Source organism: Curtobacterium sp. LFS084 (assembly GCF_047977705.1).
In the GTDB taxonomy this organism is placed as follows: Bacteria; Actinomycetota; Actinomycetes; order Actinomycetales; family Microbacteriaceae; genus Curtobacterium.
In genome coordinates this window covers 1-15,115 of the sequence record NZ_JBFPFM010000056.1, presented here as the reverse complement: position 1 = coordinate 15,115, position 15,115 = coordinate 1, and the positions used below count along the sequence as shown (strand labels likewise).

General features: G+C 70.5%; 13 protein-coding genes, 2 tRNA genes and 1 pseudogene. 1 reads left to right on the top strand and 15 read right to left on the bottom strand.

Annotation, left to right across the window (positions count from 1 at the left end):
- Positions 1 to 164: 164 nt before the first annotated feature.
- The 6 genes from ACNQOV_RS17335 to ACNQOV_RS17310 form a co-directional block, all read right to left on the bottom strand.
- Positions 165 to 644, bottom strand: a complete 480-nt coding sequence (locus tag ACNQOV_RS17335) for a DUF3145 domain-containing protein (protein WP_083295326.1) — start codon at positions 642 to 644, stop codon at positions 165 to 167.
- 168 nt (positions 645 to 812) lie between these two features.
- Positions 813 to 1,613 carry a DUF1684 domain-containing protein gene (locus ACNQOV_RS17330; RefSeq protein WP_416396105.1) on the bottom strand — a complete coding sequence of 267 codons (801 nt, stop codon included), beginning with the start codon at positions 1,611 to 1,613 and terminating at the stop codon, positions 813 to 815.
- Complete coding sequence (locus ACNQOV_RS17325) at positions 1,610 to 2,746, bottom strand: AI-2E family transporter (protein WP_402262308.1); 1,137 nt, start codon at positions 2,744 to 2,746, stop codon at positions 1,610 to 1,612. Before ACNQOV_RS17325 ends, ACNQOV_RS17330 begins: the two co-directional genes overlap by 4 nt.
- Before the next feature lie 55 nt (positions 2,747 to 2,801).
- Positions 2,802 to 2,876, bottom strand: a tRNA-Ile gene (locus ACNQOV_RS17320).
- Between the two features lie 13 nt (positions 2,877 to 2,889).
- Positions 2,890 to 4,101: a glycosyltransferase gene (locus ACNQOV_RS17315; RefSeq protein WP_022906382.1), complete on the bottom strand. Its 1,212-nt coding sequence runs from the start codon at positions 4,099 to 4,101 to the stop codon at positions 2,890 to 2,892.
- A gap of 113 nt (positions 4,102 to 4,214) precedes the next feature.
- The gene (locus tag ACNQOV_RS17310) at positions 4,215 to 5,126 is read right to left on the bottom strand and encodes a DMT family transporter (protein ID WP_402262302.1); all 912 of its coding nucleotides are present in this window, start codon (positions 5,124 to 5,126) and stop codon (positions 4,215 to 4,217) included.
- Between the two features lie 39 nt (positions 5,127 to 5,165).
- On the opposite strand from ACNQOV_RS17310, the gene def reads away from it, so the two are divergent.
- Positions 5,166 to 5,741, top strand: coding sequence for a peptide deformylase (def, locus tag ACNQOV_RS17305; RefSeq protein WP_416396103.1), 576 nt, complete (start codon positions 5,166 to 5,168; stop codon positions 5,739 to 5,741).
- Between the two features lie 177 nt (positions 5,742 to 5,918).
- Here the strand turns inward: def and ACNQOV_RS17300 are convergent, their stop codons facing one another.
- From ACNQOV_RS17300 to ACNQOV_RS17260, 9 genes and pseudogenes are all read right to left on the bottom strand, one after another.
- Positions 5,919 to 6,407, bottom strand: coding sequence for a hypothetical protein (locus ACNQOV_RS17300; RefSeq protein ID WP_416396101.1), 489 nt, complete (start codon positions 6,405 to 6,407; stop codon positions 5,919 to 5,921).
- A gap of 467 nt (positions 6,408 to 6,874) precedes the next feature.
- Positions 6,875 to 6,947: transfer RNA gene (locus tag ACNQOV_RS17295), tRNA-Asn, on the bottom strand.
- A gap of 100 nt (positions 6,948 to 7,047) precedes the next feature.
- A complete protein-coding gene (locus tag ACNQOV_RS17290; protein WP_416396099.1) occupies positions 7,048 to 8,022 on the bottom strand; it encodes a D-isomer specific 2-hydroxyacid dehydrogenase family protein in 975 nt (324 codons plus the stop codon).
- 128 nt (positions 8,023 to 8,150) lie between these two features.
- A complete protein-coding gene (locus ACNQOV_RS17285; RefSeq protein ID WP_022906387.1) occupies positions 8,151 to 9,083 on the bottom strand; it encodes an ATP-binding cassette domain-containing protein in 933 nt (310 codons plus the stop codon).
- A gap of 148 nt (positions 9,084 to 9,231) precedes the next feature.
- Entirely contained in the window at positions 9,232 to 10,968 is a 1,737-nt protein-coding gene (locus ACNQOV_RS17280; RefSeq protein ID WP_416396097.1) for an ABC transporter ATP-binding protein, read from the bottom strand.
- Positions 10,965 to 11,960 carry an ABC transporter permease gene (locus ACNQOV_RS17275; protein ID WP_402262289.1) on the bottom strand — a complete coding sequence of 332 codons (996 nt, stop codon included), beginning with the start codon at positions 11,958 to 11,960 and terminating at the stop codon, positions 10,965 to 10,967. Before ACNQOV_RS17275 ends, ACNQOV_RS17280 begins: the two co-directional genes overlap by 4 nt.
- Positions 11,961 to 11,962: 2 nt before the next feature.
- A complete protein-coding gene (locus ACNQOV_RS17270; RefSeq protein WP_402263789.1) occupies positions 11,963 to 12,628 on the bottom strand; it encodes an ABC transporter permease in 666 nt (221 codons plus the stop codon).
- Between the two features lie 183 nt (positions 12,629 to 12,811).
- A pseudogene (locus tag ACNQOV_RS17265) lies at positions 12,812 to 12,910 on the bottom strand (hypothetical protein); the annotation flags it as partial.
- A gap of 243 nt (positions 12,911 to 13,153) precedes the next feature.
- A complete protein-coding gene (locus ACNQOV_RS17260) occupies positions 13,154 to 14,770 on the bottom strand; it encodes an ABC transporter substrate-binding protein (RefSeq protein ID WP_416396094.1) in 1,617 nt (538 codons plus the stop codon).
- Positions 14,771 to 15,115: the final 345 nt, after the last annotated feature.

Sequence of the window (15,115 nt, the reverse complement as noted above, 5' to 3'; positions counted from 1 at the left end):
CGCCGAGTCTCGGCCCCGCGGACAGTTTCGCGGCTCCGGAAGCGCGAAACCGTCCGCCGAGGCGAGACTCGGCGCGCGCGGCCGCCGGGCGGCGCGGGCCGCCGCGGACGCACGAACGCCGCCCCGAGGGACGGCGTTCGTGACGGAGGGAACGGTTCGGCAGGTCAGCCGACGCGGTGCAACCAGACGACCGGGTTGCCCTCGGCGGCGTGGCGGAACGGCTCGAGCTCGTCGTCCCAGGCCTGGCCCAGCGCCAGTCGGAGCTCGCGGTGGAGTTCGAGCGCGTTGCTCCCGGCGACCTCCATGGCGTAGCGGACGCGGTCCTCGGGCACGACCATGTTGCCGGTGACGTCGGTCTGCGCGTAGAACACCCCGAGGTCCGGCGTGTGCATCCAGCGGCCGCCGTCGGACTCCGACGTGGGCTCCTCGGTGACCTCGTACCGCAGGTGTTCCCAACCGCGCAGGGCCGAGGCGATCGCGGCGCCCGTCCCGACGGAACCCGTCCAGGTGAACTCGGTGCGACGTGCGCCGTCCTGTGCGGGCTGGTCGAGCCACGAGAAGTTCACGGCACGGCTCATGGCGCGACCTGCCGCCCATTCGACGTGCGGGCAGAGCGCGCGTGGTGCGGAGTGCACGTAGAGCACCCCGGTGGTCGTTCCGTTCACGATTCCTCCGATTCGTCAGGTGCGACTTCCCCATCGACCTGAACTGGAGGTTCTCGTTCGGAACCATCGATATCCGATTGTGATGTCCTTGCGGACACGCCCATTATGCAGCCTGCACGCTGGGAACGCCAGGTACCGCGGCAGGACTCAGTGGAAGACGTGTCCCGCGGTGTCGAGGGGATGCCGCTCCCCCGCGGTGACCGACACGGGGATGCGGTTCTCCGCCGGCGGGATCGGACAGGCGAACTGGTACGAGAACGCGCACGGCGGCAGGACCAGCAGGTTCCAGTCCAGCGCGACGTCGGCGGGCTCGCCGGGGTCGTCGAGGTACAGGAACCGCCCCATCGAGTACGTGCTCCCGGGGTCGTCCTCGGGGAGCGCGCTCGTGGCGTCCTGCACGATGAGCTGCAGCCGAGGGACGCCGTGGAAGGGCGCCGACCGCACCGCGAGCAGCCGGACGGCCGCGCCGTCCAGCGTGGTCTCGACGTGTCCCGCGACCTCGAGCGGATCGCCGGCGGCGTCGACGACGCTCGCCGCGCCTCCTGGCTCACCCGGCGTGTACCTGCCGGACGTGACCCAGGCGGCGGACTGCTCGAAGCGCGCGATGCGGTCGAACCGGGCGATCGCCTCCGATGCCTGGTCCCACACCCGCAGGGTGCCGCGGGAGACCGTGCCCGCGAGCCCGTCGGGGAACACGACGGTCGAGGGGACGACGGCCTCGTCGCCGGCGACGAACACGGTCCCGTCCACGGGGTCGCCGTCGACAAAGACCCCGTCCTCCGAGACGGCGGTGACCGTGAGCCCTCCGGGCGCCGGCGCCCACTGCCCCGGCACCGGCCACACCGGCTGGGCGTGGTCGACGCGCTGGGCGTTCACGAGCGCGAGCGGACCCCGGGCGCTCGTCGCCCACCGGTCGCGACCGGCGGCGTGTTCGGCGAGGTCGGTCACGACTGCTCTTGGCGGGGGTAGATGACCTTCTGGACGATGATGATCACCGACGCCGCCACCGGCAGGGCGACGAGGGCGCCGAGGACTCCACCGATCGTGCCGCCCGCGACCGCGGCGATGACGACGAGGGCGCCGGGGACCTGGACCGCCCGGGACATGATCCGCGGCGAGATCACGTACGCCTCGACCTGCATGTACACGAGGTAGTAGATCGCCGCGGCGAGGGCGGTCGCCGGCGACGCGAACAGGCACAGCAGCGAGATGACGATCGCCGACGCGAGCGTCCCGACGAGCGGGATGAGCGATCCCATGAAGGCGAACGATGCGAGCAGCACCGGCAGCGGCGCGCCGATGATGAGCAGGAACACGAAGCTGAGGATGCCGTTGATGAGCGCCTGCGAGATCTGTCCGACGACGTAGCGTCCGACCGCCTGCGTGATCTGCTCGCTGACGTCGATGAAGTTCTCGCGCCGCGACGCGGGCACGAACCGGTACGTCATCCGCTTCATGCCCCGCATCGACGCGAGGAAGTAGAGCATCAGGATGATGACGATGACGGCGCCGGTGAGGCCGGTCAGGATCCCGCTGCCGACGGCGAGGATTCCACCACCGAGGCTCAGCAGGTTGCCCGGGTCCTCGACGAAGGACTGCAGGGACTGCAGGGCGTGGTCGATGTCGAACGATCCGGCGAACTGCTGCGAGAGGTCCTGCACCCACTCCTGCCGCGAGACGTCCCGCACGATCTCGGGGAAGTTCTGGATGAGGTTCGTCGCCTGCTGCACCAGGATCGGCACGACCGCGAAGACCACCCCGGCGAAGGCCGCGAGGACCCCGACCACCACCACCGTGATCGCCACCCATCGCGGGACGAACCGTTCGAGGAAGGAGACGAGCGGATCGATGCCGAGCGCGAGGAACAGCGCGACACCGACGTAGACGAGCACCGTGCTGAGCTCGTTGACGATCGCACCGGCCACGACCGCGACGAGCACACCGAGCGCACCCATGAAGCCGATCCGGAACGCGTTGACGCGCACGCCGGTTCCGCCGCGGGTCACCTCGAACGTCACGTTGGGCGTCGGTCCGTGGTCGTCCTGGTCCTGCGGTGCGTCGCGCTTCCTGGGGAGGTGCACGCGGGGCGGGTGCGGTCGCTTGCTGCTGCTCGGACCCGCGTCGGCTTTTGACATGTAGGGCGGGCGGGACTCGAACCCGCGAATCGTTCGGTTATGAGCCGACTGCCTTGACCAGCTTGGCTACCGCCCCTCGCCGGGGACCGTCAGTCCACCGGTTCCCCACGATACAGCGACTCGAACGTCGAGAGCGTCCGGTTGATGTCGTGTGCCTCGATCATGGCGAGACTGCGGTGACGCATCGCCACGTAGTCGTCGTCCGACGCGGTCAGCACGGCCGTGAGCTTCGCGGCCAGGTCGTGCTCGTCACCGGGTGTGAACAGGAAGCCGTTGCCGTCGATGAGGTGCGGGAGCGCCATCGAGTCCGCCGCGACGACGGGGAGTCCGGAGGCCATCCCCTCGAGCGAGGCGATGCTCTGGAGCTCGGCGGTCGACGGCATCGCGAAGACGGTCGAGTTCGTGAGGGCCTGCCGCTTCGCCTCGTCGGAGACGAAGCCCAGGAACCGGACGCGGTCCTCGAGCCCGAGCTCCTTCGCCTGGTGCGTGAGCTTCGGGATCATCTCGCCGTCACCGACGATCGTCAGCGTCGTGTCGAGCTCGGCCGGGAGGAGCGCCAGGGCCTTCACGAGGACGTCGAGGTTCTTCTCGGGTGCGACCCGGCCCACGAACACGATGTCGTTGTTCGCGGGACGCCCCTCGCGGGCGACGTACCGCGTGGCGTCGATGCCGCACGAGATCGCCAGGACCCGCTGCCCGGCGATGGCGCGGCGCAGGTAGTCGGCGGCGAGGTTCGTCGGCGTGGTGATCGCGTCGGCGAGTCGGTACGTCTTCGCCGCGTCGTTCCAGGCGATCTTCACCGCGATCGGCACGGTGCGCTTGCCGAACGGCGTGTACTCGAGGAGGTTCTCGGGCATGAAGTGGTTCGTGGCGATCACCCGGATGCCGCGCGCGTGCGCCTCGGGCACCATGCCCCGGCCGACGACGACGTGCGACTGGATGTGCAGGACGTCCGGCTGGAAGGCGTCGAGGATCGGGGCGGTCCACTTGCGGACGCTCCACGGCCAGACGAAGCGCAGCCAGGCGTGCAGCGGCCACTTGTAGGACTTCAGGCGGTGCACGACGAGGGTCACGCCGTGCAGTTCCTCGTCGAAGGTGCCGTAGTGGCGGCTCGACGCGGGGGCGACGATCTGGACCTCGTGCCCGCGTTCGGCGAGGCCGACGGCGAGCTGTTCGGCGAAGGTCGCGGCGCCGTTGACGTCGGGCGCGAACGTGTCGGCCGCGATGAGCACACGCAGCGGTCGTCGACCGCCCGTCGCACCCGTCGGTTCGGCGGTGGCGGTGGTGGCGTCGTCTGACACGGCTGGCGTCGTCCTCTCGTGGGCGAATGCTGGTCGTTCCACGACGCTACCCCACGTCGCGCAGGGCTCGCGTCCGCCTCGCGGTGGACACCGTCACCCCGCGGGACGAGGGCTCAGGCGCGGGTCTGCGGGTGGTGCTTGGCGAGCAGGAACACGCCGGTGATCGCGATCGCGGCGGCGATGAGGAAGCCGAAGACGGCGAAGACGGGCGCCCCCGAGGCCTCGTCGAGGACGACGACACCGATGCCCACGGCGACGATCGGGTCGATCACGGTGAGCCCCGCGATCACCAGGTCGGCCGAGCCGATGGAGTACGCGTTCTGCACGAAGTACCCGCCGAGCGACGCCGCGACGACGACCCCGACGATCGCGAGCACCGTCAGCCAGTCGAACGTGCCGTTCACGAACCGGTTGAGCACGACCTTGGCGAGCGTCGCGACGAAGCCGTAGAGGATGCCGGCGCCGACGATGTAGTAGAGCGCGTTCTTGTGCTTCGCCACGATCCGGAACGAGACGAGCACGAGGACCAGGACGACCGCCAGGACCACGAGCACCGTGACGAGCTGTCGGCTCGTGATCGCGCTCTCGTGCCCGACGAACGCGGCGATGCCCACGAAGATGCCGACACCGATGATGCATGTCCACACGGCCCGCCGTGCGCGGTGGCCGAGCGGCACGCCCGAGGCCCGCGACGAGAACCACGTGGTGATCACGAGCGCCACGGCGCCGAGCGGCTGGACGACGATGAGCGGCGCGTAGGTGATGCTCACCAGCTGCAGCACGACGGCGACGCCGAGCATGAGCGTGCCGAGCACCCAGTAGCCGCTCGAGAGCAACCCGACGACGTGCCGGACGCTGAGGCCCTTCGACTGCCGACCGAGCCGCGCTTCGACCCGCTGCACCCCGCGACTCTGGAACTGCGCTCCCAGCGACAGGAACACCGCGCCGATGAGCGCGACGGGGATCATGAGCGCCTGGAACGGCGTGAGGTTCACCGCGTCGGGCAGCTGGAGGTCCGTCGTCACGCGTCGAGGCTACCGTTCCCCGCCGGATAACCTGGGTGAATGGCCGTTCTCCCGATCCGCATCACCGGTGAACCCGTCCTGCACGAGCGTGCAGCCGAGGTCACCGACTTCGACGACGACCTGCGATCGCTGGTCGCCGACATGTTCGAGACGATGGACCTCGCACCGGGGGTCGGTCTGGCCGGCCCACAGGTCGGCGTCGGCAAGCGGCTCTTCGTGTACTCATGGACCGATGATGACGAGGTCCTGCACCGTGGCGTGGCGGTGAACCCCGTCCTGTGGACCACTCCCTCCGTGCCCGAGGCTGTGGAGGAACTCGACGACGACGAGGAATCCGAGGGCTGCCTGTCGGTCCCCGGCGAACGCTTCCCGCTCCGTCGGTCCAAGGGTGCGCTGCTCCGCGCGGTCGACGAGCACGGCACGCCGTTCGAGGTCGAGGCGCACGGCTGGCTCGCCCGGATCTTCCAGCACGAGTACGACCACCTCGACGGGTACCTCTACGCGGACCGGCTCGTGCACCCCTACGGCAAGCAGGTCGCCAAGGCGATCCGGAAGAACAGCTGGGGCGGCCCGGGCAAGTCGTGGCTGCCGGGTCGCGACCACCCCGAGGGCTGACGGCAGGAGCCCCGGCCCGCACGGCGGTCGGTCGGTTGGCCTGTCGGCCGTCCGGTCCGTCAGTCGGTTGGCCTGTCAATGGGTCGGCCGGTCCGTCGATCGGTTGGCCTGTCAATGGGTCGGCCGGCCCGTCGGTCGGTCGGTTGGTTGGCCTGTCGGCCGTCCGGGAGGCACGGCTCAGCTCCGCCAGGCCGCGATCGCGTCCCGCAGGTGGCCGGTCTCCGGATGCCCCGGGCAGTATTCGAGGAGTGCTGCGGCGACGTTCGCCTCGGCCGCCGAGTCGACGGCCCGGGCCCACGGCCCGCTCCCCCGCAGTGCGCACGTCGCGGCGAGTCCTTCGAGCGTGGCGTCGCCCCGGCCGGCATCGACCGCCGCGCGCTGCTGCGAGGACATCGTCGTCCCGGTGATGCGCCGCGCCCGACAGTCGGTGCGGTCGTCCTCCCAGACGGCGGAGTAGGTCGTGTACGTCTCCGTCCGGCCGGACACGCCCGTCTCGCACACGAAGGCGAACACGATCGGCGCGGCGCCAGAGGCTGCGACACCCGAGGTCGCGGCGGTGTCGAGCGAGTCGCCGGGCTCCGACTCGGCACCGGTCGTGCACCCCGCGAGACCGATAGCCACGGTCGCCACGACGACCGCGGCGAGGGCTCGGCGCAGGGTGATCACCTGTGAACGCTAACAGCATCCTGCCATGGGTCCGCTGCGAGCACCGGAAGCGGATGCCGCGCGCCGGACCCGCACCCGCGCGCGCCGGAGCCGCGTGCCGCACGCGCGCGACGTTTCGCGCCCACCGACACCTCACGCCCGCCGGAGCCCGTGACCTGTCGCCCAGCGCGAAACCCCGCGCACGCAGCGCCGCGCCGCCGCACCCCTCGCACATAGCGCACCCCACACGCACCCCGCGCGCCCGCCGCACCCCACGCACGCAGCGCGCAACGTGCCCCGCGCGCGCCGGAGCCGCGTGCCGCACCGGCGCGCGACGTTTCGCGCCCACCGACACCTCACGCCCGCCGGGACCCGTGACCTGTCGCCCAGCGCGAAACCCGCGCACGCAGCGCGCCCCGCACGAACCCGCGCGCACGCCGCACCCCGTGCACGCAAAAGGCCCCCACCCGAAGGTGAGGGCCTGTCTGCTCCCCGAGTTGGACTCGAACCAACAACCTGCCGGTTAACAGCCGGCTGCTCTGCCAATTGAGCTATCGAGGATCACTGTCCGCTGGCGAATGTCGTGCGAACAACGGGTAACAGCATAGCAGGAACCCGGAGCCGCCCCGCGCATCCACCACGCATCCCGGGCGTGCCGCGCTCAGTACCCGGCGACCGGGTCCACCACGCCGACGAAGCCCTCGCCGGCTCCCCCGAGGAACGCCACGGTGTTGACCCTCACGCGCTCGGCCAGCAGCGGCGCCACCATCTCCGGCGTGTCGGCCTGGTGCGGCGTGATGATCGCGCCCGGCTCGTCCCAGAGCGGGTGTCCGTCCGGCAGGGGCTCCGGGTCGGTGACGTCGAGCCCGGCGGCGGCGATGGCTCCGCTCCGCAGGGCGTCCACGAGCGCGTCCGTGTCGACGAGTCCGCCGCGGGCGATGTTCACGAGCCGTGCGGACGGCTTCATGATCGCGAACTGCCGGGGCCCGAACAGCTTCGACGTCCCCGAGGTCATCGCGGCCGCGATCATCACCACGTCGGCGTCGGGCAGCACCTCGTCCAGCTGGTCGGTCGTGACGGTCCGGTCGGCCCCGGGGACCGGCGAGGACGATCGGCGCACCACGGTGACCGAGACCTCGAAGGGTGCGAGCAGCCGGATGTACTCCAGCGCGATGCCACCGGCGCCGATGACGACCACGTTCCTGCCGTAGAGCGAGACACCCTCGGGCTCGGTCGCCCAGGACCGTGCACGGGCACGCTTCTGCAGCACCCGGAGCGTCCCGAGCGTGAGGGCGAGGGCGTGCTCGGCGACGGGCTCGGCGTACGCCCCCTTGGCCGAGGTGAAGAGCACCCGGTCGCCGTGCTCGGCGATCAGCCCGGTGAAGGCGTCGACACCGGCGAACGGCAGCTGGACCCAGCCGATCGACGGCGTGGCGTCGAGGGCGTCGGCCAGGCCGGACGGGTCCCGCGGATCGAGCCACACGAGCCCGGCGGTCTCGGCACCGAGGGCACCGACGGTCCCACCGGCAGCGGCGACCGCGTCCTCGTGGAGGGTGGTGCCGTCACCGGCGGGCAGGATCGCGACCGGCCCGGCGGTCGGCGGTGCGATCGGCAGCGCGGCGCCGGCGTCGGTCACGACGGCCCGGTGCCCGCGAACACCCGAAGACGAAGTGCCCGACGACGACGTGCCCGCCGAGGACGTACCCGACGACGAGGACGTGCCCGACACGGCCGCGGGCCCCTCGGACCCGGACGGTTCCGCGCTCACGCGTTCTCCTGCCGTTCCGCACGCGGTCCGGTGCCGGCGGCGACGGGCCGGCGCGGGGCCGAGGACCTCCGCGGGGCGGCCGCGACGGGCTGCCGACGCTTCACCGGACGTGCCGCCGTCGACGCGAGCGTCTTGACGTAGGGGTCGACGGGGTTGTCGAGGACCTCGTCGAAGGTGCCGAGTCCGACGAGCCGGCTCTCGGCCATGATCGCCACCCGGTCGGCGAGGGCACGGGCCTCGCGCAGGTCGCTCGACACCACGACCGCCGAGAACTGCCGGTTCCGCTGCAGGGTCGCCAGCGCCTCGAGCACCGACTGGCGGACGAGCACGTCGACGCCACGGGCGGGTTCGTCGGCGACGAGCAGCTGGGGCTCGAGCACGAGCGCCTTCGCGAGGGCGACACGCTGCCGCTGCCCGCTCGAGAGCTCCCACGTGTTGAGCCGCATGACGCCGAGGGGCAGGTGCACGGCGTCGACCAGGCGGGCGACGATGAGGCCGGCCTCCTTGCGGTCGAACCGGCGGTCCCGCGCGTAGATCGGTTCCGCGATGGCCTCGCCGACGGTGAGGTCGGGGCTGAGCCGGTCCGCGCCGTCCTGCGGCAGGTAGCCGATGCGCCCGCTCAGTCGCTCGAGCTTGCGGGACGTCGGCCGGAGACCGCGGGTCTTCTGCCCGAGCACGGTCAGCTCGCCGCCGATGATGTGCCGACGGTGGGCGCCGTCGCCCTCGCCGGTGGTGCCGAGCTGCCCCGCGATGGCCGCGGCGAACGTCGACTTGCCGGACCCGGACTCGCCGAGCACGGCCAGGATCTCCCCCTGACGGACCGTGAGGCTCACACCGTCGACGGCCCGGATCGCATCCGTCCCCCGTCCGCTCCGGTACTCGATCGACACGTCGTCCGCGACGACCGCCGGTCCGTTGACCGCGATCATGGATCCCCTTCCACGCCGCCCCCTGGCGGCGGTTCGCGACGGACCGGGCTGCACCGACCGTCGTGCGCGATGTTCGAGGAGGTGACCGCCAGGAGGCGCGGCGTGCGTCGTCGACGCGCACCGCGCCTCCTGGGATGGTCGCGTCGGGTCAGGACCCGGCGTTCTCCAGTTCCACCAGCGTACGCCGTCGCTCCGCCTGTTCCGCCGGATCCGGCACCGGGAGTGACGCCAGGAGACGCTGCGTGTACGGGTGCTGCGGTGCGCCGAGGACCTCGGCCGTGGTGCCCGTCTCCACCAGGTCGCCCCGGTAGAGCACGGCGATCCGGTCCGAGAGCGCCCCGACGACCGCCAGGTCGTGGCTGATGAACAGCGACGCGAACCCGAGGTCCTGCTGCAGCTCGAGGAACAGCTCCAGCACGCGCGCCTGGACGGACACGTCGAGCGCACTCGTCGGCTCGTCGGCGATGAGGAGCTTCGGCCGCAGCGCGAGCGACCGCGCGAGCGAGGCCCGCTGCCGCTGCCCGCCGGAGAGCTCGTGCGGGTACCGGTCGCCGTAGGCCGCCGGCAGCTGCACGGCCTCGAGCAGTTCGCCGACCCGCTTCCGGGCGGCACGCGGGCTCGACACCTCGCCGTGCACCACGAGCGGCTCGGCGACGCACTCCGAGATCGTCAGCAGCGGGTTGAACGAGGTCGCCGGGTCCTGGAAGACGAACCCGATGTCCTTGCGGTGCCGCTTGAAGTCCCGCTCACGGTAGCCGAGCATCTCGGTGCCGAGGACGTTCAGCGAGCCGCCGGTGATCTTCGTCAGGCCGGCGATCGCACGGCCGATGGTGGTCTTGCCGGAGCCGGACTCCCCCACCAGACCGAGGACCTCACCGGGGCGGATGTCGAGGTCGACGCCCTTGACCGCCTTGAACGCGTGCGAGCCGAGGCGACCGGGGTACTCGATCTCCAGACCCCTCGCGGACACCAGCGGCTCGACGTCCGACGTGATCGCGGCACGACGGGCGGCACCGGTCGAGGCCTCGAGCCGGGGCACGGCCGCGAGCAGGCGCTTCGTGTAGTCGTCCTGCGGCGCCGCGAACAGCTCGCCGACCGGGGCCTCTTCGACGACCTCGCCCTGGTACATCACGGCGACGCGGTCGGCCAGGTCCGCGACCACGCCCATGTTGTGGGTGATGATCACGATCGCGGCACCGAACTCGTCGCGGCAGCGGCGGAGCAGGTCGAGGATCTCGGCCTGCACCGTCACGTCGAGGGCGGTGGTCGGCTCGTCGGCGATGATCACGCTCGGTTCGAGAGCGAGCGCACTGGCGATGACGACACGCTGCTTCTGCCCGCCGGAGAACTGGTGCGGGTAGTGGTCGACGCGGGTCTCCGGATCGGGGATGCCGACGCGACGGAGGTAGTCGATCGCTTTCGCCCGGGCCTCCTTCTTCGACACCCCACCGTGGGCGCGGAGTCCCTCGGCGATCTGCCACCCGACCGTGAAGACCGGGTTGAGCGCCGTCGAGGGCTCCTGGAACACCATCGCGCCCGCGGTCCCGCGCAGACCCCGGAGCTTCTGCGCGCCGACGGTCACGACGTCCGTCCCGTCGAGGAACACCGCTCCGCCGAGCGTCGCGGTCTCGGGCATGAGCCGCAGGATGCTCCGCGCGGTGACCGACTTGCCCGAGCCGGACTCGCCGACGAGGGCGAGGACCTCGCCGGGTCGGACGTCGATGCTGACGCCCTTGACCGCGTCGACGGCGCCGCCGTCGGTCGCGAAGGTGACGGTCAGGTCGTCGACGACGACGACCGGTTCGGTGGTGGTGTCGCCGGCCTGGAGGCGCGTGGAGGCCTTGGGCTGGTCCGTCGCGTTGGACGGGTTGGTTGCGTCCGTCATGCGGTCGCCCCTTCCGTGCTGGCCGTCTGCTTGCGGGACACCAGCTGCTTCAGCCGACGTCGTGCACGGAGGCGCGGGTCGGAGATGTCGTTGAGGCTCTCGCCGATGAACGTCACGCCGAGCACGAGCACCACGATCGCGACACCCGGGAAGACACCCGTCCACCAGACACCGCTGGCGACGTCGGAGAGCGCACGGCTGAGGTCGTAGCCCCACTCGGCGCCGCTCGTCGGACCGATGCCGAAGCCCAGGAAGCCGAGGCCGGCGAGGGTCAGGATCGCATCGCTCGCGTTCAGCGTGAGGATGAGCGGCAGGGACCGGGTCGAGTTCCGCAGCACGTGGCGGGTCATGATGCGCCACGGGTTCGTGCCCATCACCCGAGCCGACTCGACGAACGCCTCGTTCTTCAGGCGCACGGCCTCGGCACGGACGACCCGGAAGTACTGCGGGACGTACACGACGGTGATCGAGATCGCCGCCGCGATGATGCCGCCCGAGTAGCTCGAGTTGCCGCCCGAGATCACGATCGACACGACGATCGCGAGGAGCAGCGACGGGAAGGCGTAGATCGCGTCCGCGACCACGACGAGGATCCGGTCGAGCCAGCCGCCGATGTAGCCGGAGACCATGCCGAGCAGCACGCCGATGATGATCGACACGACGACGGCCACGATGACCACGAGCACCGCGGTCCGCGCGCCGTAGACCACGCGGCTGAACACGTCGAAGCCGCCGACGGTGGTTCCCCAGATGTGGGTGGCGCTCGGTGCGCCGGTGCGCGGGAAGCTCTGGCCGTCAGCGCCCTGCAGTTGGCCGAAGCCGTACGGGGCGATGAGCGGCGCGGCGACCGCGACGATCAGGTACAGGGCGCAGATGACCACGCCGGTGATGAGCATGGCGCGCTGCCAGCCCGTGCTCCTGCGGAGCTGCACCACCACGGGCAGCCGCTTCCAGAGCGGCTCGTGGCGGTCGACGAGGGAGGTGTCAGCCATCTCTAGAACCTCACTCTCGGGTCGATCAGGGCCGCGACGACGTCGACGATGAAGTTCGTCACCGCGACGATCACCGCGAGCATCGCGACGATGCCCTGGACCGCGACGAAGTCGCGGGCGGACAGGTACTGGTTGAGCTCGAAGCCGAGCCCGCGCCACCCGAAGGTGGTCTCGGTGAGGACGGAACCACCCAGGAGCATGGCGATCTGGAGTCCCATCACCGTGATGATCGGCACGAGGGCGGGACGGAAGGCGTGCGTCCGGACGAGCCGCGCCTCCCGGACACCGCGTGAGCGGGCCGCGTCGACGTACTCGGACCCGAGCGAACCGATCATGTTCGCGCGGACCAGGCGCAGGAAGATGCCGGCGGTGAGGAGGCCGAGCGTCAACGCCGGCAGGACGGCGTGCGCCAGCACGTCGCCGATGATCTGCGCGTTGCCGGTGCGCAGGGCGTCGATGAGGTAGATGCCAGTCGCACCGGGGATGTTGTCGAGGACGAGCGACACCCGGGTCGAGGCCCGGTCGCCGAGCGGGAGCCACCCGAGCCAGACCGAGAAGACGAGCTTGAGCAGCAGGCCGCCGAAGAACACCGGCGTCGCGTAGGTCAGGATCGCGAGCGCGCGGAAGAGGACGTCCGGCCACTTGTCGCGCATGTACGCGGCGAGCATGCCGAGCGGGATGCCGAGCAGCAGCGCGACGATGAGCGCGTAGAACACGAGCTCCGCGGTCGCGCCGCCGTACGTGACGATGATCTCGGTGATCGGCCGGTTGTCGGTCGCGGTGGTGCCGAAGTCGCCGCGCAGGATGTTACCGAGGTACTCGGCGTACTGCACGAGCACCGGGCGGTCGTAGCCGGCGGCGTGCAGGCGCTCCTGCAGCTGGCTCGGGGTCAGGCGGCCGCCGACGGAGGCGGTGATCGGGTTCCCGATGACACGCATCAGGAAGAACACGAGCGTCACCAGGATGAAGACGGTCGGGAAGATGAGGAGGAACCGGACGAGGACGTACCGGCCGAGTCCGCCGCCGCTGCTCTTGGCACTGCGCTGTGCCTCGGGCTTGGTGGGGTCGGTGGCCAGTTCCGAGCTCGCCTCTGGGGTGCTGAGGGTCACGGGGACGGGTGCCTTTCGGTGCCGTTGGGGACGCGGTCACGGGGGCGCTCCTCGTGGGAACGCCCCCGTGGGCCGGAACCGGTCTTACTTGGAGAGGGTCGCGTACCGGAACTTGTACGAGGAGTCGAGGGTCAGGCCCTTGACGTCCTTGGCCGCCACGGCGACCGACTTGCCCTGCAGCAGCGGCAGCGTCGAGATCTGCGTCGCCTCACGCTCCTGCGCCTGCTCGATGAGGTCGGCGCGCTTGTCCTTATCGGACTCCTGCTGCTCCTCGGAGATGAGCTGCTGGATCGTCGGGTCGTCGTAGTGGTTCTGCACGAAGTTGTCCTTCGTGAAGAACGGCGACAGGTAGTTGTCGGCGTCCGAGAAGTCCGGGAACCAGCCGAGCTGGTACACCGGGTAGGCGTCCTTCGTGCGCTCCTGCGCGTAGGTCGTGTAGACCGTCGACTGGATGTTCACGGTGAACAGGCCGGAGTTCTCGAGCTGCGTCTTGAGCTCGGCGTACTCGTCGTCCGACGTCGAACCGTAGTGGTCCGGTGCGTACTGGATGTCGAGCTGGACCTTGCCGGTGACGCCCGCCTTCGACAGGGTCTCCTTCGCCTTGTCGACGTCCGCGCCGCCGTTGCCGTCGCCGTAGAGCTCCTCGAAGGGCTTCGCGGCACCGGTCAGGCCGTCCGGGACCATCGAGTAGAGCGGCGAGTAGGTGTCGTTGTAGACGTCCTTGGCGAGCTTCTCGCGGTCGACGACGTCGGCCACGGCCTGGCGCACGGCGAGGGCCTTGGTCTCGTCGGCGTCCGACTGCTTCGCGCCGAAGGGCTGCGTGTTGAAGTTGAAGACCAGGTAGCGGATCTCGCCGCCGGGGCCGTCGGTGACCTTCACCTTGTCGTCCTTGCGGAGGTCGGCGATGTCGGTCGGCGTCAGCGAGCGGTACGCCACGTCGACGTCGCCCTTCTGGACGGCGAGCTTCAGGTCGGTCTCCTTGGTGTAGTAGCTCGCCGTGACCTCGTCCGTCTTCGGCTTGCCCAGGAGGCCGTCGTAGTTCTTGTTCGCCTTGTACTGGATCGTGTCGTTCTCCTTGTAGGAGGAGATCTCGTACTGCCCGGCGAACGCCTTGCCCTTGACGATGTCGGCCGCCGGCGTGAGCTTGTCGGCCGAGAAGACCTGCTCGTCGACGATCGGGCCGGCGGGGCTCGAGAGCACCTGCGGCCAGGTCTGGTCGGCGTGGTCGAGGTTGAACACCACGGTCGTGTCGTCCGGGGTGTCGATGCTCTTGAGGTTGGCGAGCAGGGACTGCGGGCCGTTCTCGTTGTTGATCTTCAGCTCGCGCTCGAACGAGAACTTCACGTCGCTCGACGTGAGGTCGTTCCCGTTGGCGAACTTCAGGCCCTTCTTGAGCGTCACCGTGTACGTGGTGTCGTTCGTGAACTCGCCCTTGGTGGCGATGTCCGGCTTCACGTCGGGGCTGCCCACCGGCGTGTTCATCAGGAACGGGAAGACCTGGTTCTGCACGGCGAACGAGCCGTTGTCGTACGAGCCCGCCGGGTCGAGCGACGTGATCTTGTCCGTCGTCCCGATGCTGATGCCGTTCAGGGCGGTGTCGCTCACGCTGCTGCTCGCGCAGCCGCTGAGCACCAGCGCCGTCGCTGCCACTCCGGCGCCGAGCGCGATGCCGCGCTTGCCCCACTTGGTCACGGATGCCATGTCCGATGCCTCTCTTGGTGATGAATGCAAGGGTCCTGGGCGGGAGGTCGATCGTCTGTGTGCCCGGCCAGGAACGCTCATTGCTATCACCCTGTCACGGAACTCCACGAACCGAGGGAGATTTGTTTACACCGCTGTAATGCGCGGGAGCGCCTGGTGGCGCATCATCCGTGCGTCGGAGTGCGGCGCGCCGCGCACGATTGTTGCGTCCTGCAACGCCGGGGCCGGCGGCCTGGGTGGGCCCGGCGGTCGCCGCGGCGCGCGAGCGGGCGAAGTACGTACCGCTCGCGCCCTCTCCCCGGCGCGTTCCGCCCCTTCGGCGCCCCGCACGCGGCGCGTCCCGCC

Coding starts and splice junctions, on each gene's coding strand:
- def (WP_416396103.1), top strand. CDS start 5,166: ATGGCCGTTCTCCCGATCCGCATCACCGGTGAACCCGTCCTGCACGAG.
- ACNQOV_RS17285 (WP_022906387.1), bottom strand. CDS start 9,083: ATGATCGCGGTCAACGGACCGGCGGTCGTCGCGGACGACGTGTCGATC.
- ACNQOV_RS17280 (WP_416396097.1), bottom strand. CDS start 10,968: ATGACGGACGCAACCAACCCGTCCAACGCGACGGACCAGCCCAAGGCC.
- ACNQOV_RS17275 (WP_402262289.1), bottom strand. CDS start 11,960: ATGGCTGACACCTCCCTCGTCGACCGCCACGAGCCGCTCTGGAAGCGG.
- ACNQOV_RS17270 (WP_402263789.1), bottom strand. CDS start 12,628: ATGCTCGCCGCGTACATGCGCGACAAGTGGCCGGACGTCCTCTTCCGC.
- ACNQOV_RS17260 (WP_416396094.1), bottom strand. CDS start 14,770: ATGGCATCCGTGACCAAGTGGGGCAAGCGCGGCATCGCGCTCGGCGCC.